General features: G+C 59.3%; 22 protein-coding genes. 8 read left to right on the top strand and 14 right to left on the bottom strand.

Annotated elements, in window-relative coordinates; translation table 11 throughout:
- Positions 1-86: 86 nt before the first annotated feature.
- Positions 87-371 (bottom strand): YdgH/BhsA/McbA-like domain containing protein, encoded by a 285-nt coding sequence (locus ACJ8QF_RS00205; RefSeq protein ID WP_004940519.1) that lies wholly within the window; start codon positions 369-371, stop codon positions 87-89.
- A gap of 309 nt (positions 372-680) precedes the next feature.
- On the opposite strand from ACJ8QF_RS00205, the gene ACJ8QF_RS00200 reads away from it, so the two are divergent.
- Positions 681-1,856 (top strand): low temperature requirement protein A, encoded by a 1,176-nt coding sequence (locus ACJ8QF_RS00200; protein WP_442537168.1) that lies wholly within the window; start codon positions 681-683, stop codon positions 1,854-1,856.
- 197 nt (positions 1,857-2,053) lie between these two features.
- On the opposite strand, the gene ACJ8QF_RS00195 is transcribed toward ACJ8QF_RS00200, so the two are convergent.
- Positions 2,054-3,415: an esterase-like activity of phytase family protein gene (locus tag ACJ8QF_RS00195; protein WP_442537167.1), complete on the bottom strand. Its 1,362-nt coding sequence runs from the start codon at positions 3,413-3,415 to the stop codon at positions 2,054-2,056.
- Positions 3,416-3,841: 426 nt separating this feature from the next.
- On the opposite strand from ACJ8QF_RS00195, the gene aqpZ reads away from it, so the two are divergent.
- Positions 3,842-4,537, top strand: a complete 696-nt coding sequence (aqpZ, locus tag ACJ8QF_RS00190) for an aquaporin Z (RefSeq protein ID WP_004940529.1) — start codon at positions 3,842-3,844, stop codon at positions 4,535-4,537.
- A 57-nt stretch (positions 4,538-4,594) separates the two neighbouring features.
- On the opposite strand, the gene ACJ8QF_RS00185 is transcribed toward aqpZ, so the two are convergent.
- Complete coding sequence (locus tag ACJ8QF_RS00185) at positions 4,595-5,365, bottom strand: class I SAM-dependent methyltransferase (RefSeq protein ID WP_265260940.1); 771 nt, start codon at positions 5,363-5,365, stop codon at positions 4,595-4,597.
- 117 nt (positions 5,366-5,482) lie between these two features.
- On the opposite strand from ACJ8QF_RS00185, the gene ACJ8QF_RS00180 reads away from it, so the two are divergent.
- From ACJ8QF_RS00180 to ACJ8QF_RS00170, 3 genes are all read left to right on the top strand, one after another.
- Entirely contained in the window at positions 5,483-6,286 is an 804-nt protein-coding gene (locus ACJ8QF_RS00180; protein WP_442537166.1) for a helix-turn-helix transcriptional regulator, read from the top strand.
- Between the two features lie 107 nt (positions 6,287-6,393).
- On the top strand, positions 6,394-7,134 hold the full coding sequence (locus ACJ8QF_RS00175; protein ID WP_442537165.1) for a DUF2076 domain-containing protein: 741 nt from the start codon (positions 6,394-6,396) through the stop codon (positions 7,132-7,134).
- A 95-nt stretch (positions 7,135-7,229) separates the two neighbouring features.
- On the top strand, positions 7,230-7,778 hold the full coding sequence (locus ACJ8QF_RS00170) for a GNAT family N-acetyltransferase (RefSeq protein WP_442518639.1): 549 nt from the start codon (positions 7,230-7,232) through the stop codon (positions 7,776-7,778).
- Here the strand turns inward: ACJ8QF_RS00170 and ACJ8QF_RS00165 are convergent.
- The 5 genes from ACJ8QF_RS00165 to ACJ8QF_RS00145 all read right to left on the bottom strand — a co-directional run bounded on the left by ACJ8QF_RS00165 (position 7,769) and on the right by ACJ8QF_RS00145 (position 10,747).
- Positions 7,769-8,020: a hypothetical protein gene (locus ACJ8QF_RS00165; protein ID WP_004928468.1), complete on the bottom strand. Its 252-nt coding sequence runs from the start codon at positions 8,018-8,020 to the stop codon at positions 7,769-7,771. The genes ACJ8QF_RS00170 and ACJ8QF_RS00165 overlap by 10 nt on opposite strands.
- An 86-nt stretch (positions 8,021-8,106) precedes the next feature.
- A complete protein-coding gene (locus ACJ8QF_RS00160) occupies positions 8,107-8,559 on the bottom strand; it encodes a thiol-disulfide oxidoreductase DCC family protein (RefSeq protein ID WP_197753077.1) in 453 nt (150 codons plus the stop codon).
- A 75-nt stretch (positions 8,560-8,634) separates the two neighbouring features.
- Positions 8,635-8,964, bottom strand: a complete 330-nt coding sequence (locus ACJ8QF_RS00155; RefSeq protein WP_442537164.1) for a hypothetical protein — start codon at positions 8,962-8,964, stop codon at positions 8,635-8,637.
- A gap of 154 nt (positions 8,965-9,118) precedes the next feature.
- Complete coding sequence (gene ycaC / locus ACJ8QF_RS00150) at positions 9,119-9,745, bottom strand: isochorismate family cysteine hydrolase YcaC (RefSeq protein ID WP_004928476.1); 627 nt, start codon at positions 9,743-9,745, stop codon at positions 9,119-9,121.
- Positions 9,746-9,865: 120 nt separating this feature from the next.
- Positions 9,866-10,747 carry a pirin family protein gene (locus ACJ8QF_RS00145; RefSeq protein WP_015376795.1) on the bottom strand — a complete coding sequence of 294 codons (882 nt, stop codon included), beginning with the start codon at positions 10,745-10,747 and terminating at the stop codon, positions 9,866-9,868.
- A gap of 125 nt (positions 10,748-10,872) precedes the next feature.
- Between ACJ8QF_RS00145 and ACJ8QF_RS00140 the strand changes: the two genes are divergently transcribed.
- The gene (locus ACJ8QF_RS00140; RefSeq protein ID WP_033634044.1) at positions 10,873-11,781 is read left to right on the top strand and encodes a LysR family transcriptional regulator; all 909 of its coding nucleotides are present in this window, start codon (positions 10,873-10,875) and stop codon (positions 11,779-11,781) included.
- Here the strand turns inward: ACJ8QF_RS00140 and ACJ8QF_RS00135 are convergent, their stop codons facing one another.
- Both ACJ8QF_RS00135 and ACJ8QF_RS00130 read right to left on the bottom strand, forming a co-directional pair.
- Positions 11,782-12,165: a VOC family protein gene (locus tag ACJ8QF_RS00135; RefSeq protein WP_049299704.1), complete on the bottom strand. Its 384-nt coding sequence runs from the start codon at positions 12,163-12,165 to the stop codon at positions 11,782-11,784. It abuts the gene before it with no gap.
- Between the two features lie 2 nt (positions 12,166-12,167).
- Positions 12,168-12,950 (bottom strand): DeoR/GlpR family DNA-binding transcription regulator, encoded by a 783-nt coding sequence (locus ACJ8QF_RS00130; protein ID WP_442537163.1) that lies wholly within the window; start codon positions 12,948-12,950, stop codon positions 12,168-12,170.
- A gap of 172 nt (positions 12,951-13,122) precedes the next feature.
- Between ACJ8QF_RS00130 and ACJ8QF_RS00125 the strand changes: the two genes are divergently transcribed.
- The gene (locus ACJ8QF_RS00125; RefSeq protein WP_004940588.1) at positions 13,123-13,740 is read left to right on the top strand and encodes a hypothetical protein; all 618 of its coding nucleotides are present in this window, start codon (positions 13,123-13,125) and stop codon (positions 13,738-13,740) included.
- Positions 13,741-13,776: 36 nt separating this feature from the next.
- Here the strand turns inward: ACJ8QF_RS00125 and ACJ8QF_RS00120 are convergent, their stop codons facing one another.
- The 4 genes from ACJ8QF_RS00120 to ACJ8QF_RS00105 all read right to left on the bottom strand — a co-directional run bounded on the left by ACJ8QF_RS00120 (position 13,777) and on the right by ACJ8QF_RS00105 (position 15,933).
- Positions 13,777-14,040: a putative hemolysin gene (locus ACJ8QF_RS00120; RefSeq protein ID WP_286093870.1), complete on the bottom strand. Its 264-nt coding sequence runs from the start codon at positions 14,038-14,040 to the stop codon at positions 13,777-13,779.
- 51 nt (positions 14,041-14,091) lie between these two features.
- On the bottom strand, positions 14,092-14,580 hold the full coding sequence (locus ACJ8QF_RS00115) for a DUF2501 domain-containing protein (RefSeq protein WP_015376789.1): 489 nt from the start codon (positions 14,578-14,580) through the stop codon (positions 14,092-14,094).
- Between the two features lie 126 nt (positions 14,581-14,706).
- Complete coding sequence (pagP, locus tag ACJ8QF_RS00110) at positions 14,707-15,297, bottom strand: lipid IV(A) palmitoyltransferase PagP (RefSeq protein WP_004940603.1); 591 nt, start codon at positions 15,295-15,297, stop codon at positions 14,707-14,709.
- 207 nt (positions 15,298-15,504) lie between these two features.
- Positions 15,505-15,933, bottom strand: a complete 429-nt coding sequence (locus tag ACJ8QF_RS00105; protein ID WP_275095488.1) for a universal stress protein — start codon at positions 15,931-15,933, stop codon at positions 15,505-15,507.
- Between the two features lie 675 nt (positions 15,934-16,608).
- Between ACJ8QF_RS00105 and ACJ8QF_RS00100 the strand changes: the two genes are divergently transcribed.
- Complete coding sequence (locus ACJ8QF_RS00100; protein ID WP_442537162.1) at positions 16,609-18,288, top strand: alpha-keto acid decarboxylase family protein; 1,680 nt, start codon at positions 16,609-16,611, stop codon at positions 18,286-18,288.
- The last annotated feature ends 49 nt before the right edge of the window (positions 18,289-18,337 follow it).

Below are 18,337 nucleotides of genomic sequence, written 5' to 3'. Positions count from 1 at the left end.
TTTATACACCGACTATTCAGATAATTATTGCGACCGTTTATTTTATTGGCCGCATTGCCGCGGCCAGAGCGTAAAAAAACCAATGCTTAGCGATAAATTTCCGCATTGCCGCGCCAGTTGCTGGAATCCCCGGGGGTGTCCAGACCGATAATGCGATAATGGCTGGCGCCGTCCGCCGCGGCTTTTTCTTTAAGGGCGGTAATGGCATCATGCGGTGAGCCGCTAATGCCGGAAACCGACACGACGCCGATGCTTTGCAGATTGGCGGCCTGCTCGCTGTTGACCTGTTTCACCGACGACAGCGGCGCGGCGAAAGTGGAGAAAGAAGCGGCGGCGATCAATACGGCTGCGATGCTTGGGATGAGTTTCATGATTGACTCCAGGTGTTCTTGTTTATTAGCTCGTGGTCAGTGATGTTAATTATCCGCTAGCCAATGAAAACGGACGTCATGCAACGTAAAGAACATCAATCATTGTGAGGAGAATAAGGAGGAAGTGAGAGCGGGTGTGTATTTTCAGGCAGGAATAACTTTATAGACCTCACCTTACCCCTATTTGATGAACAATTAAAGACGGTGCGAGATAAAGCATGCGCACCGCGTCTATTTAAGATTTTTTACCCGCCGGAGCGCGCTGAGCTACGCTGATTTTGTGGCTTACCCTTTTAAGGAAGAACGCTTATGTCGCAAAACCTGCTGCGCATGCGTGACGGTCAGGGCGCGTCGGTCTCATTTTCCGAGCTGCTGTTCGATCTGATCTACGTTTTCGCCGTGACCCAACTTTCCCACTATCTGTTGCATCACCTGACGCTGACCGGCGCGCTGGAAACCCTGCTGCTGTGGTTTGCCGTCTGGCTGGCCTGGCAATACACCGCCTGGGTCACCAACTGGTTCAATCCGGATACCCGCCAGATCCGCCTGCTGCTGTTCGCGATCATGCTGCTGGGGCTGTTCGCCGCCGCCGCGCTGCCGCAGGCGTTTGGCGAGCGCGGCCTGATCTTCGCGCTGTTTTATGTCGCTATTCAGGTCGGCCGCTCCGCCACGGTATTGCGCCTGCTGGCGCCTGGCCACCCGTTGAAACAAAACTTTCGCCGCATCCTCGGCTGGCTGTGCATCTCCGCCGTCTTCTGGATCGCCGGCGGGCTGGCGGAAGGCCATACTCGCCTGGCACTGTGGGCGATCGCCGTCTTGTGCGAATACGTCTCGCCGATGTTCGGCTTCCGTCTGCCGGTGCTGGGGCGCTCGGACAGCAGCAGCGAATGGACCATCGAAGGCCACCATCTGGCGGAGCGCTGCCAGCTGTTCGTGATCGTGGCGCTGGGGGAAACCATTCTGATCACCGGCGCCACCCTGAGCGAGATGGAAAGCTGGAGCCTGCCGGTGCTCATCGCTTCGCTGGTGGCCTTTCTCGGCAGCCTGGCGATGTGGTGGGTTTACTTCGACACCAGCAGCAAAGCCGGCAGCCACGCCATCAGCCAGGCGGAAAACCCCGGCCAGCTGGGCGCTTATTTCCACTACGTGCACGTCGCGCTGGTGGGTGCCATCATCGTCTGCGCCGTGGCCAACGAGCTGGTGATCGCCCATCCCGACGGCCGCATCCAACACGCCACGGCGGCGGTGCTGCTGCTCGGCCCGGCGATTTACCTGTTCGCCAACGCGCTGTATAAACGGTTGGTGTACCGCCGCTTCCCGCTGTCGCACCTGGTTGGGCTGCTGGCGCTGGCGGTATTGGCCCCCGCCGCCTATTTAACCGATCTGCTGATGGTCAATGGCCTGACGACGCTGATCATGGTGGTGGTGGCGGTGTGGGAGAGCATCTCGCGCGGCAGAGCGCCGCAGCGGCACGCGGAGACCTGAAGCAAACGGGGGCGTCACCGCCCCCGCTGTGAGATTGATGACAAACCTCATGCCATTGCCGGGTTTGCAGAGAGCAGCGGATAAAAAACAAGGAAAATCAATTTATTGATTTTCGACTGATGGCCACAAAGGAGGAAAAACCACGTTTTTTCCTCCTTTGTCAACGGTCTGACGGGGGCGCTGTCGCCCCCTCTCGATCACTTCAAGGGTTGCGGCAAGGTGAGCACCCAGAGCTCGCTCAGCGACTCCGGCTGCTCCAGAGGGCGCAATTCGATACGGGCATCGGTCTTGTCGCCGTCGAGGCTCAACCGCCCTCCTTTCTCCAGCTGGTAGTCACCGATTTTTTTGCTCTTTGGCGACGCATCCACCAGCTTCGCCTGCAAGCCGAAGTCGTTGTCATTGATCACCGCCAGTGTGCGATCGTCGATCAGCGCCAGCCCTTCCGCTTTCTCCTGGCGCCAGCCCAACTGGCGCAGATCCGCCACTTCCCGTTTCTGCGCCAGCTTCACGCCGCGTTTAGCCAGATCTTGCGCGTCGTCGAACTCCAGCGCTTTACCCTGGCCGTCAAAAGTACTCAGATCGCTGGCCTGCGCGAGATCCACCAGATAGATCTTGTTGATCATCGCCTTATCTTTATCGGTTCCCTGTTCAATCAACAGGATGCGCTGGTTGTCCAACGCCACCACATCGCCAACCTTGGCGTCTTTGGCTTTTTTATAGCGGTCGATATCGATGGGATAGCCATACATCGCAGTTTTGCCACTGCGCGGATCGAAGCTCACCAGCCGGGTAAACTGCGCCTTGTTTTTGCTTTTACCATCGACATCCAGCGTGCTCTGCACCGCCGCCAGAATGCGCCCATCCGGCATCCGGGTCAGCCCCTCAAAACCGCGGTTAGGCTGGCGCCACTTCAGGATGTTCGGCAAACCGCTCGCCACCGCCTGCTCGCCGGTCTGCGGCGTTGGGCCATATTTGGCGAGAATCTTGCCTTTGTCGTCGACATGGATCAGAAACGGGCCATACTCGTCACACAGCCAATAGCCGCCGTTGCCGTCACCGATGATACCTTCGGTATCCAACCCGCGGCGATCGCCGGACAGCGGTTGCAGCGCGTCGTTCAACGCCACTTCGTTCGTGGAACCAATCAGCTCGCTCGGCAGCGGCAGCCCGCTAATCGGCCCTTTTTCGTCATGCAAGGGCCGCGCATTCTCGGCCACGGCCTTGCCGCCGCCGATACGAATGTCCATCAACAGAGGCGTGAATTGCGGATTGGCGAAAATCTTGGCTTCTTGCTTGCCCACCGCAGGGGCATCAGCATTCGGGCCGCGATCGGTCAGCGTCGTCAGCACCAGATCGTCGCCCTGCTTGCGATTGAACGACAGCCCTGAGCCGATCCCCACCGGCAACCCCTGCGGGAAATGCCTGGCAAACGCCCCCTGATAGGCGACGCGTTCCCCGCCGGGGAAGCCGACCACATAACGCGCCACCTCAATATCTGCAGCGTAGGTGAATACCGGAAACAGCGAAGCCAACAGCAGGGAGAGCGATTTTATTCTCATGTTTTTTACCCGAGGTTGAATGAAGCGTTATCAGGCAGAAGAAGATATTAATTTAGCATGACACTTAGATGACAACAGGCGCTTCGTCAAATGTAAAACAAGCAATAAGGTTGGCTGGCAAATAGAAATTAGCAATTAACCTGAGCGTATTGAATGGATAAAACCGCTGGAAAAAACCGCCCGAAAATAGCCCGCCATTTTGCTTAGGGTAAATTCTCATAGCAAAGATAAAAAAATCGGCAAACGCGCGTCGGTACGGGGAAAAACGGTGTTTTTCTCATAGACAAAATAAAATACCGGGGATTTAATACCGCCGTTATTCAAGGTGCATTAAGAAAATTCTATAGAATATCTGCATGAACTCAAAAAGCTGTTCTATAGTTTTTAGTGCTAACGCCCGTTAGTCTATTCCGCAGGATGGAATCTATGTCAAAGCGACTTTTTGCTGAATTTTTTGGCACATTTTGGTTGGTGTTTGGTGGTTGTGGTAGCGCAGTATTGGCAGCGGCATTCCCACAGCTGGGTATTGGTTTCCTCGGCGTCGCGCTCGCTTTCGGTCTGACCGTGGTGACGATGGCCTATGCCGTCGGCCATATTTCCGGCGGGCATTTTAACCCGGCCGTCACCGTCGGCTTATTCGCCGGCGGCCGTTTCGCGGCGAAAGACGTTATTCCTTACGTTATCGCTCAGGTCATCGGCGGTATCGCCGCAGCGGCGGTGCTGTATTTGATCGCCAGCGGCAAAGCCGGTTTCGACGCCACCGCAGGCGGCTTCGCCTCCAACGGTTACGGCGAACACTCACCGGGCGGTTATTCTCTGCAAGCCGCGATCGTGATTGAGCTGGTACTGACCGCCTTCTTCCTGATCGTTATTCACGGCGTGACCGACAAGCGCGCGCCGGCAGGCTTTGCCCCACTGGCGATCGGCCTGACGCTGACGCTGATCCACCTGATCAGCATCCCGGTGACCAACACCTCCGTCAACCCGGCGCGCAGCACCGGCGTAGCGATCTTCCAGGGCACCTGGGCGCTGCAGCAGCTGTGGGTCTTCTGGCTGGTGCCGCTGGTCGGCGGCATTATCGGCGGCCTGATCTACCGCTGCCTGCTGGAAGACAAGAAATAAGCGTATCGCAGTCGATCGCGTTTCACGGGGCAGCCTTCATCGGCTGCCCCGTTGCTTTCAGCCCTTCGTCACTTCAAACATCATGATATCGCTGGTAAAGGAGCCGTCCGGCTGAATGGCGAAATGCGCCGCCACCTCCTGCGACACGCTTTGCTGCAGCGCGCGGATCGCGGTGACGAAATGCGCCGGCGTGCGCATACGCGCCACCCAGCTGCCGAACTCCAGCATCAAGCGATCCGCCGTCACTTCGCGTACCATCAGCCCGGCCTCGGTCAGCAACGTCAGCCACTCGCCCGGCGCATAGTTGCGCACGTGCGAGGTGTCGCGCAGCACTTCCACGGTTTGCAGGTAGATATCCAGCAGCGGATGCCCCGGCGAGACCACGTCCATAAAGATCGCTCTGCCGCCCGGTTTGAGTACCCGCCTGACCTCGCGCAGCGCCTGGCCGACGTCGTGCCAGTGGTGCGCCGAATAGCGGCTGATGACCAGATCGAAGCTGGCGTCTTCAAACGGTAAAGACTCCGCCACGCCCTGCTGCTGCTGAATGTTATTCAGGCCTTTTTCCGCCGCCGCCTGCTTCACCACCGCCAACATTTGCGCCGACAGATCGTAGGCCACCACCTGCGCCACCCTGGCAGCCGCCGTGAAGCTGGCATGCCCGGCGCCGCAGCCCAGATCGAGCAGGCGCGCGCCGGCGTGCGGTTCCAGTAACTGTGCAAGGCGTTGCAAATCCTTGCCCTGCGCGTGTACCGCGCTGGTTAAATAGGCGTTGGCCTGCTCGCCGAACTGCCGGTCTACCGCGTTTTTATGGCTGTTGCTGATGCTCATGTTTGCTCCCGTTATTATCCGGCTTGCGCCTGTGCCTGAAGGCTTTCGGCTACTATAATCAGGCTACTATACGGGTACAATATGAGCAGTTATCCTGGTATAAATAGGTACCACGCTATGTCATCAGAAGCCTTATCCGGGCCAAAGGCCCTCGGCGCGTTCCTGCGGGCGCACCGCGAACGCATCACGCCGGAAATGCTCGGCCTGCCCAGCTCCTCGCGCCGTCGCACCAGCGGCCTGCGGCGCGAAGAGCTGGCGCAAATCAGCGGCATCAGCGCCACCTGGTATACCTGGATCGAACAGGGCCGCGAGGTATCCATTTCCCCCTATACGCTGGCACGCATCGCCAAGGCGCTGCGGCTCGGCCCGGCCGAACGCCATTACCTGTTTACCCTGGCGCGCGTCGCCGACCCCGAGCAGGAAACACACCGCGAAACCGCCAACGACGCGGTGCTGCAAAGCGTGCACCAGATGACGGTGCCCTGCTACCTGCTGGACGTGACCTGGAATGTCGTCGCCTGGAACCCGCAGGCGGCGTCGCTGTTCAGCGGCTGGCTGGATGTGGCCAACAGCCCCAACCTGCTGCACTTCATGTTCTTCCACCCATTAGCGAAAACGCTGGTCAGCGATTGGGAGGAACGCGCTCGCCGCGTGGTGGCCGAGTTTCGCGCCGAGACCAGCCATCATCAAAATACCGAAGAGATGCGCGCCTTCGTGCGCAACATGACGCACAACAGCGCAGACTTTAATCACTGGTGGAAGCAACATGACGTCATGGCGCGCGAAGGCGGCGAACGCGCGTTCGAGCATTCTCGGCAAGGCACACTGCGCTATCGCCAACTGACCTTCCACCCGGCAGAGCACGCCGGTCTGAAGCTGGTGATGCTGATCCCGCTGCCGCAATTGGTAACAAATTCATAGGCAAGTTTACCCGCCATTTATTTATTGGTTCATGTAAACGCGCTAGGGTGATTGTTACGGATGATAATGATCATCCAGCACCGTTATTTATCTCCTGAGGTACTCCTATGCAATCCGAAGAACAACGCCTTATCGATGGTCTGTTTGGCCGCCTGAAAGAAGCCGAGACCAAGACGGGCCCACGGGATCTCCAGGCAGAGCAGCAAATCAACCAGCATATTCGCGAGCAGCCTTCCGCCCCTTATTACATGGCGCAGGCGATGATCATTCAGGAAGCGGCGCTCAAGCAGATGGATCAGCGGGTCAAAGAGCTGGAGGCCCAGGTGGCGCAGCTGCAGCAAACCGCCAACGGCCAGCAGAGCAGCGGCGGCTTCCTGGCCGGTCTGTTCGGCGGCGGCAGCCGCACGCCAAGCCCGCGTGAACAGTATCAGGCGCAGCAGCAAAATACGGCGGCCTGGAACAACACGCAGCAGGGGGGCTACGCGCAGCAGCAGCCTGCCTATGCCCAACCGCAGCAGGCGGCGCCCTCACGCGCCGGCGGCTTCCTGGGAGGCGCCTTGCAAACGGCGGCGGGCGTCGCCGGCGGCGTGGTGTTGGCCGACATGCTGACCGGCATGTTCCGCCATTCGCAACCACAGGAAATCGTAAATATTATCGAGGAAACCCCGGCGCCGCTGGACGACAGCGCAATGCGCAATTTCGACGCCTCCAACAACCTTGATACCTTCAACAACGGCGATGGTGGCAGCTTCCTGAACCAGGACAACGGCTTCCAGAACGCCAGCTATCAGGACGACACGGATTACGCCGACGACGATTACAGCGACGACGACGACTCCTTCCTGTAATTCCCTTCGCCCCCTCTCACCCGCAGAGGGGGATTCCCCGTTTCACCAATCTGGTCTACAGTGAACACTGTTCATTTATCCAGCCGGGAGAAACGATGATGAGCCTTACTCCTTCAGACCCTTTTTTCAGCGAACGCCTGCAGATGCGCCCGCCGGTGATGGCGGATCTCGAACGCTTCTACGCCATCTTCGGCGATCCGCAAACCCAGCGTTTCAATCCCGCCGGCCCGCTCACCAGCGAAGCGCAGGCTATCTCGGCGCTGCAAGAGAGAATTTCCGGGTGGCAACAACACGGTTACGGTTCCTGGGCGATCGCCCTGCGCGCACGGCCGGATTGGATCATCGGCTTTGGTGGATTGTCCTGGAAACCGCTCGGCGCGCAGCGCACCGTGAACCTCGGCTATCGATTCGATACTCGCGTCTGGGGCATGGGGTTGGCCACCGAGATGGCGCGGGCTTCGCTGCAATATGGTTTTGTCGGATTGGCGATGGAGGAAATTTCCGCCATTGTGCGCGCGGAGAATCAGGCGTCGTGGAGAGTGCTGGAAAAGATCGGCATGCGGCGGGTGGATACGCTGGATGACGTGCCCGGCGCGGCGCCGAGCCTGGTGTATACACTAAAGCGCGGCGACTATCAGGGCTGATCGTCGCTGATTCTGGCCAATGCCATGCGATAAGATTTGACCTTCTTACGCTTTTTCAGCCAGGTGGTGGTCGACACGATGAACACCGCGCCCGACATCGCCAACACGCCGGTCGGGTGGCCGTAAAACACCATCAAGGCAAAGTACACGGCGGAAACGATCGCCACCCATTTCGCCGTATTGCCCATGTCGTTTTTCTCCTGGGTCAAACGGCGAATGCGCTCTTCTTCACTGATTCCCATACGCGCTCCTTGTTGGTTGAATGTTCCATTATATGGAGCTGGAGTGCTGATATTTCAAGCGGTTGGATGGTAAAGAAGCGTAAAGCTCAGGCCGGCGGCTCCCGCCGCCGAGACAGATAGCGCCCGGGCTGATCGGCACCCGGCAGGCCGCTGCCGTCGTTGCGGCCAAACAGACGGTAGCGATTGCCGGCGACCGCGTCGTACACCTTGTCCGCCAGCTTCGGCGGCAGATAACGCCCCAGCGCCAGCGCGCGGTATGGCCAAGCCAATTGGCGCAGCGCCTGAAACAACGCCGCCGAACGCAGCCAATAGCGCCCCTGCTCAACATACACCACGGAATCGAAACGATCGGTCGGCAACCCCAACGCCAGCAGGATTGCCTGTCCTTCGACGGATTGCACCGTCGCCAACAGAATGCGCCGCTGCCGATCGGCGCGAATAAGGTCTCTCACCAGCCCGTGACACAGATTGCATTCGCCATCGAACAACAGCACGCGATCGCCGGGCTGGAGATAAGGCAGCTGTGATAAAGGGGTCATCCCGCCTCCCGAAAAACGCTCTCCTTAGCCTAACGCGCCTGGCGCGCCCAGGCCAGAGCGGGATGACAGGGCCCGTTAAAGCGCAGGCGGTGCGTCAGGCACGGCCACCACCGCGACGCGCACTTCGTAATGTTTGGCGCTGCCCGCCGGGATCACCGCCGTCAGTTTGTTGATGGTTTCCACCGGATTGTCGCTGGCCGAGGTGGCACAGAACAGCTCGCCGCCGTGGCAGAACCCCGGTTTGGGCGGGTGCCCGCCCGGGAAAGGCGGTATGCGCATCGGCGCATCCATCAAAGGCGGCAACGCGTTGGCCGCAGGCTTCTCAGGCGCCGACATCGCGCTCGCGCTGAACAATAGCGCCATGCCCATGCAGGGCAGCGCCAGGATCTTGATTGCTTGTTTCATTGAATTAGCCTCATTTGCCGGGTTCGGGATTACGCTACCCCGCCCCCGGCCAATGAGAAAGCCGCTTTTCGCTACCTTTTCGCCCCGCTGCGCTTTGCTTACATCCCGCGTCTAACGTGATGAAAGGCGAAAGGTTGAGTAAAGGGCCGTCGCGTTACTTACCGTTGGTCAGCGTGTTGTAGCTGGTCATCAGATTGCGGTAGTCCGGGATATGGTTGGAGAACAGCGTGCCCAGGCCTTCGATATCGTTGCGCCAGTCGCGGTGCAGCTCGCAGGCGACGCCGAACCAGGTCATCAATTGCGCGCCGGCGGCTTCCATGCGGCTCCAGGCCGACTGACGGGTCAGTTCATTGAAGGTGCCGGAGGCGTCGGTCACCACAAACACTTCGAACCCTTCATTGAGTGCAGACAGCGCCGGGAATGCCACGCACACTTCGGTCACCACGCCGGCAATGATCAGCTGCTTGCGGCCGGTGGCTTTTACCGCTTTGACGAAGTCGTCGTTGTCCCAGGCGTTGATCTGGCCAGGGCGCGGAATGAAGGGAGCATCGGGGAATTGGGCTTTCAGTTCCGGCACCAGCGGGCCGTTGGGGCCGTTTTCAAAACTGGTGGTCAGAATGGTCGGCAGGTTGAAATACTTCGCTAAATCACCCAGCGCCAGCACGTTGTTTTTAAACCGATCGGGATCGATGTCGCGCACCAGCGAAAGCAGCCCTGCCTGATGATCCACCAGCAATACGGCGGCCTGATCTTTGTCGAGGCGTTTGTAATTTGCAGTCATGGTTTTACTCCTGTGGGGTTTGATGTTGCGGATGAAATGCCCCGCCGGTGTGGCGGGGCGTTGAGGTTTAAGTGTGGCGTCTGGAACCGAGAACACTTCCCGCCCCAGATGCCAAGGGGTTCAACCGGCGCTCGCTTCGGCGTTCATGCTGCCGAACTTGCCGCTGTTGAAATCGCGGAACGCCTGCTGGATTTCCGCTTCGCTGTTCATGACGAACGGGCCGTAGCCGACGATAGGCTCATCGATCGGTTCGCCGCTCAGCACCAACAGCGCGACGTCGTTGTTGGCTTCGATAGTGATCGAATCCCCCGCCCGGTCGAAACGCACCATCTGGGTTTCACGCACCACATCTTCGCCGTTAACCAGGATCGCGCCGTGCAGCATCACCAGCGCCAGCGTATGGCCTTCTTTCACCGTCAGCGTGGTGGTGTGGCCGGCATTCAGCTTCATATCCCACACGTTGAGCGGGCTGAAAGTGCGCGCCGGGCCGGCATGGCCGCCAAAGTCACCGGCGATCACCCGCACCTGCCCTGCACCGTCCGCCAGCGGAACCACCGGAATATCGGCGTTCAGCAGCGTCTGGTAACCCGGCTCGGCCATTTTGTCCTTGGCCGGCAGGTTGACCCACAGCTGCACCATTTCCATGGTGCCGCCGTTGCGCGAGAAGTCCCGCGAATGGAACTCTTCGTGCAGGATGCCGGAGGCGGCGGTCATCCACTGGACGTCGCCGGGGCCAATCACCCCACCGCTGCCGGTCGAGTCACGGTGTTCCACTTCGCCCTGATAGACGATGGTCACCGTTTCAAAGCCGCGATGCGGGTGCTGACCCACGCCACGGGTGCCGGAGGCGGAACGGAATTTGGTCGGCGCCGCGTGATCCAGCAGCAGGAACGGGCTCATTTCCGCCCCCAAATCGTTATAAGAGAACAGCGAATTCACCAGGAAACCGTTACCGACCCAGTGTGCTTCCGGGCTGTTGTGAATACCGAGGATTTTTTTCATCTTGAACTCCCGTTTCAGACCTCACGGCCTTAAGTTGATGTCAGAAGTTTAATCCGCCGGGGTTTGCTGCAGTAGTAGGCAAGATGTACACTCAGCGTTCTACTGATAGAACGATAAGGGATACGATGCTGACCGATCTGAACGATCTGTTTTTCTTCGCCAGCGTGGTCGATCACCAGGGATTCGCCCCCGCCGGCCGGGCGCTGGGCATTCCCAAATCCAAGCTCAGCCGCCGCGTGGCGCTGCTGGAAGAGCGGCTGGGCGTGCGCCTGATCCAGCGCTCGACGCGGCGCTTCTCGGTGACCGAGGTCGGCCAAACCTATTACGCGCACTGCAAGGCGATGCTGGTGGAAGCGGAAGCGGCGCAGCAGGCGATCGAGCAGACGCGCGCCGAGCCCTGCGGCACGGTGCGCATGTCCTGCCCGGTGGCGATCCTGCACACCCGCGTCGGCAGCATGGTGGCGGCCTTTATGGCCGATTATCCCAAGGTGACGGTGCATCTGGAGGCCACCAATCGCCGGGTGGACGTGGTGGGGGAAGGCTTGGATCTGGCGATCCGCGTGCGGCCGCCGCCGCTGGAGGACAGCGATCTGGTGCTGAAGATCCTGGCGCAGCGCACCTGGTGCGTCGCCGCCAGCCCGGCGCTGGTGCGCACCCTCGGGCCGGCGCACACGCCGGAAGACCTGCGTAAATACCCGACGCTCGATCTCGGCCCGGCGCGCGGTCAGCACCAATGGCGGCTGACCGGCCCACAGGGTGAACGGGTGGAGTGGGAACACACGCCGCGACTGGTCACCGACGACATGCTGATGCTGCGCACCGCCGCCATCGCCGGCGCCGGCATCGTACAACTGCCGGCGATGATGATGCGCGACGACATGCTGCGCGGCGAGCTGGTGCAACTGTTGCCGGGCTGGCAGCCGCAGGGCGGCGTGGTGCATGCGGTTTACCCGTCGCGCCGCGGCCTGCTGCCGGCGGTGCGGCTGCTGCTCGACTATCTGGGCGAGCAGTTCGCCAGCATTGAAGAAGAGTGATCAGGCGGTGATTTCGATCGCGTTGCCGTCTGGATCGCGAATGACGGCCTCGTAGAAGCCGTCGCCGGTCCAGCGAGGCGCGGACAGCAAAATGCCCTCCTGCTGTGCGCGCTGCGCCAACCGATCGACCTGCCGCTCATCCCCCAGCGACAGAGCAATGTGCGCCCAACCGACCCGCTCCTCCTGCGCCTGCGCCGGCAGCAACGTCGGCACGCGCATGATCTCCAGCGTCGGCCCGGCCGCCAGGCTGACGAAGCGGGAAACGAACCCCGGCCGGTTGCGGCTGACGTACTCCTCCCCCGCGGCACCATTGAAATAGCGCTGCCAAAATGCCAGCTGCGCGTCGATGTCACGGGTCCACAGGGCAACATGGGCTATTTTCATCATCATTCTCCGGTCGGTAAATCGCTGTGCCAAACCTGGCCGCCGCCCTGCGCCACCTGCAGCTCAAGCTGCGGGTGCGCGCCATGCGCCGTCACCAGATGATCCACCCGCCCAGCGGGCAGGAAGGGGTAAGGGGCGTAGGTATTGAGCTTGTCGCGGGTGCACAGCACCGCCACGCTGCCGGCGCGCGTCAACAGCCGCTTTTTGAAGGTGGCGTCCTGGTAGCTCAGCGCGGAGAAGCCGCCGGCCGGGTCGTAGGCGCAGATGCCGGTAAACACCAAATCGAAATGGAAACCGTCGATCTCTTCCGCGGCCTTGGCGTCCACGCAGCCGCCGACCTGCGCATCCAACTCGCCGCCGATCAGGATGGTGCGGATCCCCGGCCGCTCCAGCATTTTGCCGGCGATGCTCAATGCATTGGTCACCACCGTCAAACGCCGGTCGCGCGGCAACAGATCCGCCAGATACAGGTGGGTACTGCCGGCGTCGAGGAAGATCAGCTGTTCTTCACCGATCACCCCCAGCGCGGTCTGCGCCAGCGCCAGCTTCTCGTCACCGCTGAGCGCAATGCGCGTCGCAACGGGGCCTTCGGCCGGCGTCGGCGCCAACGCGCCGCCATAGATGCGTTTGCACAGGTTCTGCGCCGCCAGCTGGCGCAGATCGCGGCGGATGGTCGCTTCGGTGGTGTTCAGCCGCTGCGCCATCTCCAGGGCCAGCACCCGCCCCTGTTGGCGGAGCGTGTCAAGAATGGCCTGGTGACGCTCATTCGGTAACAGTTTGGACATCATGTCAATCCGGTGACGCTAAAGTGATCACAAATGTACACAAACAAACACAAACGTACAATGCAGAGCGGAAGAAAAATCGCCGGGCAGGATTTTCGCCTGCGGGATGTTGGCTATACTGAGGCAAGCGAAGTTACCGCAGACGTAACGGCTTGGACGCTAAGGGAAAACGATGTTATTGACGATCGCAAGGTGGCTGTTTCAACTCCCCGGGAAGCTGTTCGGGCTGATTTTCAAAAATCGCCTGAGGATATTTTTGTTCTTCATGCTGGTCGCCGTTGGGGTGCTCGGCGCCAAGCGCTATCTGCGCGCCCACCAATATGACGACGAGTTCAGTCTCGCCGCCCCCGCCGATTACAATCGCGCCATCAAGCGCGAAATGCCGCTGCGGGAGGCGCGCGAACAGTGCGGCGGGCCGCTGCATGACAATGCCGGGCAGCCGTGGCCCGCCTCAGCGGGTTATCTGCATCAGCCAACGCGCCTGCCCGCATCCGGCCTGCATCGGCTGACGTTGGATAATCAGGGCAACGATTTCGCGGTGCTGGTCAAGCTGGAAACGCCAGCGGCGCCGCAACAGCTGGCGGAAGTCTTTATTCCGCCCGCCGGCAGCTTTGAGGTGAAAATCAATGCGAACGCGGAACACGTGATGAAAATCAAGAATATCAAGACCGGCTGCATGTTCCGCTCCCGGCCGTTCAACCTGGATAAACAGCGTGATTGGCGCATACCGCTGACGCTGCAGAAGGACGGCAGCCTGCAGCTGCAGCCGATAGGCGATCGCCAATTCTGATCGGGCGCCGGGCAGCAGAGCCGGCGCCGCATAGGGTTACTTTTTCACCGGATGATCGCGGCGGAACAGTTCCCAGCTTTCAATTTCCTGCCCACTCGGCAAGGTACAGGTAGAATACTGGCCTGCCGCATTCTCTTTGGCGTTCAGCTTGCCGCCGATTTGGGTGCAGTACACGTCGGCCGGGTTCGCCATGCCGATCGATTTCACCTGCGGCGGTGGCGGCGCATCGTTGGATTTCACGGAACACCCCTGCAACATCGTCATCCCTGCCAGCAGGGAAAGCATCAACGTTTTTTTCATTTTTCCAGCTTATGCAAAATACCCACGGCGGAACGCTCCGCCGTGGGTTGATCATGAAATAAAGGATTTGCCCTGTTTCAACACCAGATCGCAGGCTTTTTGCTTCACCTTCTCGGTGATCTGCGAGGTGCCCAGGCTGTTCAGATCCAGGCTCTTGCCTTCGCCGGTCTGCAGCAAGCCGCCCAGGCCCTGCTGATAATCCTGGCTCTTGGCGTTTTCGGTGCTGGTGATGCCCAGCTTGCTGAGCAGCTGATCTTTCACCCCTTCGGCACCGTTAGCCGACAGCACGTTGTTTTTCACGCAGTACTGCAGGATACCGGCGGCATTGGTCATGCTGCTGGAGCTCAACGCCTTGTCGCCGCCGTTCAGCAGGCCGGTCAACGAGGAGAGCGACATGCCGCCGCTGCTGTCGCCGCCCGACTTGCTCAGTTCGCCCGCCGCGCTGCTGAGGGAATCCATCAGCCCGGCGGCCTGGGTGGCGCCGCTGGCCAGGGTCGCGGACAGCGCCAAAGCCAGCAATAAACGATGTTTGGTGATCATAGTGGTGAAACTCCTGTCATAACGGCATGCAATCGGCGCAGCGCGCCGGGATACCTCTCCGACGCCGCCTGCGGCGACAAGTTCCTTTTATCTCGCCGCCGCGCCGTTTTTCGGAATTCAGGAAGTTTAGAACTGCCAGCGCAGCCAGGCGAAGAACACGTTGCCGTTGTTATAGGTGCCGGGAATGTAGGTCGCCTGGAACGTCAGCCGCTGATAGCCGATAGAGGCCAGCGGCAGCGGCGCCGGGATAGGGATGTAATTCCAGTTGTCGCGCGCGGTGACGCTGGCGGTGAAGCCCAGCCCCAGGCGGAAATCCTTGTCATCCAGCGGGCGCCAGATCTTCTCGTAGGCGTAGCCGCCGATCGGCTCCCATTTGTTGAAGGAATCCTTGAACGCCATGATGTAGATGCCGTGCCAGTCACCGTCGCTGTCGTAGCGGGAGATGCCGTAACCGGCGCCCCACGGGCGTTCGTTGTACTTATCGATATGTTCGTCATCGTAAGTCCAACGGTTGTGCCAGGTGATGGCCGGGATATAGAGATCGTGGTTAGGCGAGTTGTTCCAGGTCTCCGCCACGTTATCGGTAAAACGCTGCCATAAACCCGGTTTTTCAGCCTGTGCGGCATTGCCACTTTCTGTACCAACCTCAGCATAAGAAGGCAGTGCAGGAAATATCAACGCCAGAGAACACGCCAAAAGGGTCCGTTTTAGAAACATCGTAAAGCTCCTGTAAAAATACGGCCGCAGATTTTTACCGATAGCCCAGGCAAGATCAAGCCGTATCTAATTTATCCAACGCCCGTTGTGCTTTGGTTAAGTTTAGCACCGGAAAATGCCCAATAATTCAGGACAAACCGTACCGGTATCCGCATGCTATTGCCTTTCGGGCGGCAAAACCGTGGGAAAAATCCGCTTTGTCGCACGCTACTCGCGAGCAAGATGCTTGACCAACACATCGACATCGAGACGGTTCACAAACTCCAGGGAATACGAGGAATAGAGGCCGAACAGGCGGTTTTGGTGCCCGACCACCACCAGATCGATGCCGGCCTGGTGAATAAAATCGCTCACGTCCTTAAAGCGCCGAATGGTGACAATCTCCTTGACCGCGACCGGCACATCGACGGCACTCACCAACCGGCTCAGCATCGCCTTGGCGGCGATCACTTCCTGCGCCTGGCGATCCTTGATTAACGCATCGCTGCCGTACTCCAGCTCCGCGTAGTCGGCGTTAAGATGGCCGACGGTGAGGGCGATGGGCTTACCGCGCACCATCGCCGCCGTTTGACGCAGCAACGGCAACCCATCACGCTCGTTATGAATCAGCAGCAGAATATGTCGATAGCCTTTCATCACACGCCCCCCTCTCAGGCCAGCACCGCTGGGACATGAGCCCCTCTGGTAGGTATACGCCATCCGTGCACACGTAGAGAAAAGTTTACGTATCACTTCCCACAGAATGTGATGACCGCCACGTTATATTAGCGCCCGTGACGGCCCATTTTTACACCGGCCCGACGCGGCGCGCATTGCGGCATCTGTAAAGCAAAACTGACAACCATGACCGAATAAAAAAACCTCATTGTTAATTTTTTGTTTTTAATTGGTTACTGGAAGGTTTCTTTAAATAAGCGTGCGGCGGATCACCAAAATGCACCTTTACATGAAGTTGTGCTTTTCTTTCTCAGGCAAAAAGCGTTGCACCGCTCAATGGGATTTAACACGGCTTCAAAAGTACCGGATGATTCACCCTGCATCATGATAAATACCAATGCGCCGCCGTTTTTCTGCCGATATGCCGTCAACGAAAAATACCGCCCCGCCCTAATGCACAATAGCCACACTATTTATGGACAAACCCATCGCGTAAAGCGCCGAATACAAACCGCCTCTTCCTCGGCCGCTCCTCCTATCTTGAACAAGCTGGCACTTTAAATAACTGTTAATGCTAACGACACAACATCGCCAGCAATTTATTTTTGCTGATTTTCGCCTGACAAAATAAAGATAAATAATCCGGAGCAATCAATGAAAATAACTATCGGGTCATTCATTCTGCAACAGCTTCACGCCCTGAACGTCGATCGTATTTATGGCGTGCCCGGCGACTATAACCTCAGCCTGCTGGAGCTGCTGGAAAACGACGAGCGGCTGGCGTTTGTCGGCAACTGCAATGAATTGAACGCCTCCTACGCCGCCGACGGTTACGCCCGCATGAAAGGCGCCGGCGCGCTGATCGTCACCTACGGCGTCGGCGATCTGGCCGCGCTGTCCGGCATCGCCGGTGCCTATGCCGAATCCTCGCCGGTGATCTGCATTGCCGGCACGCCGCCGCTGCACGCGATGAAGAATCATCAGCTATTGCACCATACCCTGGGCGACGGCAATTTCGACAACGTCATGAACTGCTTTAAACAATTCACCGTCGCTCAGGCTCTTATCACGCCGGAAAATGCCGCGCAGGAAATTCCACGCGTTATTTCTCGCGCCTGGATAGAGAAGAAACCGGTGTATTTACAGCTGCCGTCTGATATTTGCGATATCGAAATTGAAGTCGCCGAAGCCGCAGCAGCGCCGCAATTGCCGGCGAGCGATAAATACAATGTGCAATTGGCGGCAATGGCGCTGTTAACCAAAATAAAGCGCGCGCAGCGCCCGATCATATTGGTCGACCAAATGGTGGATCGCTACCAGTTGCAGCAGTTGGTTATCGATGTCGCTCACCGCTTCGCCATACCGCTGACCAACATGCCAACCGCCAAATGCATTATCCCGGAAAACACTGCCGGCTGGATGGGCGGCTACAGCGGCAACCTGTCGCGCCCCGAATTGTATGAACGCATGGCCCACTCAGATTGCGTGCTGAGTTTCGGCGTGCGTCTGGTGGACTCCACCACCGGCTATTTCTCGCAGCAAATTCCCGCCGCCGCTCAGGTGGATATTCAGCCGTTCTCGCTGAAGCTGGACAATACGTCCTACCCGGCGGTAGCGACGGCGGATCTACTGCAGGCACTGTTGGATCTGAGCGAAGACGCGCCGGCGCAGCTTTTATCACCGCTGGCCGATCCGCGTGACAAGCTGGCGACGCCGAGCGACGCGCCTATCGACCAGGCCTATCTGTGGCAGCGGATCCAACGCTTCATCCGGGCGGATGATGTGGTGGTGGTGGAAAACGGCACCTCGGGCGCGGCCATCGGCGGCATGCGCATGCCGGGCGGCGTCAAGGTCGTCAACCAACCGATTTGGGGCTCGATCGGTTATACCCTGCCGGCGCTGCTCGGCACCCTGATGGCGGCCCCTGAGCGCCGCCACCTGCTGTTCATCGGCGACGGCTCCTTCCAGCTTACCGCGCAGGAAGTGTCCACCCTGCTGCGCTGCGAACAAAAGCCGATCATCTTCCTGATCAACAACGACGGTTACACTATCGAACGCTATATCCTCGGCGAAAACTCGTCCTACAATGACATCAGCCCGTGGGACTACGCCAAACTGCCGGCGGTATTGAATACCCAGGCGCAGCCGTTCAGCGTGGCGGTGGAAACCACACAACAGCTGGAAATGGCCCTGGAACACGCCTCGCGGCAGGATCGGCTGGCGTTTATCGAGGTGAAAGTGCCGATGATGGACACGCCGCCGGTGATGAAAGAGTTCTGCAACCGTTGCAACAGCTTTAACTTCGGCCTGACCAACCCGCGCCGCAGCGCCTGAGGCGCGATGATCGCGCCGCCGGTGGTTCAGGCCACCGGCGGCGTTTTTC

This window comes from Serratia sp. CY81684, from assembly GCF_052166595.1.
GTDB classification, from domain to species: domain Bacteria; phylum Pseudomonadota; class Gammaproteobacteria; order Enterobacterales; family Enterobacteriaceae; genus Serratia; species Serratia nematodiphila.
The sequence above is the reverse complement of the archived record's forward strand: the minus strand, read 5'-3'. Positions and strand labels throughout refer to the sequence as shown.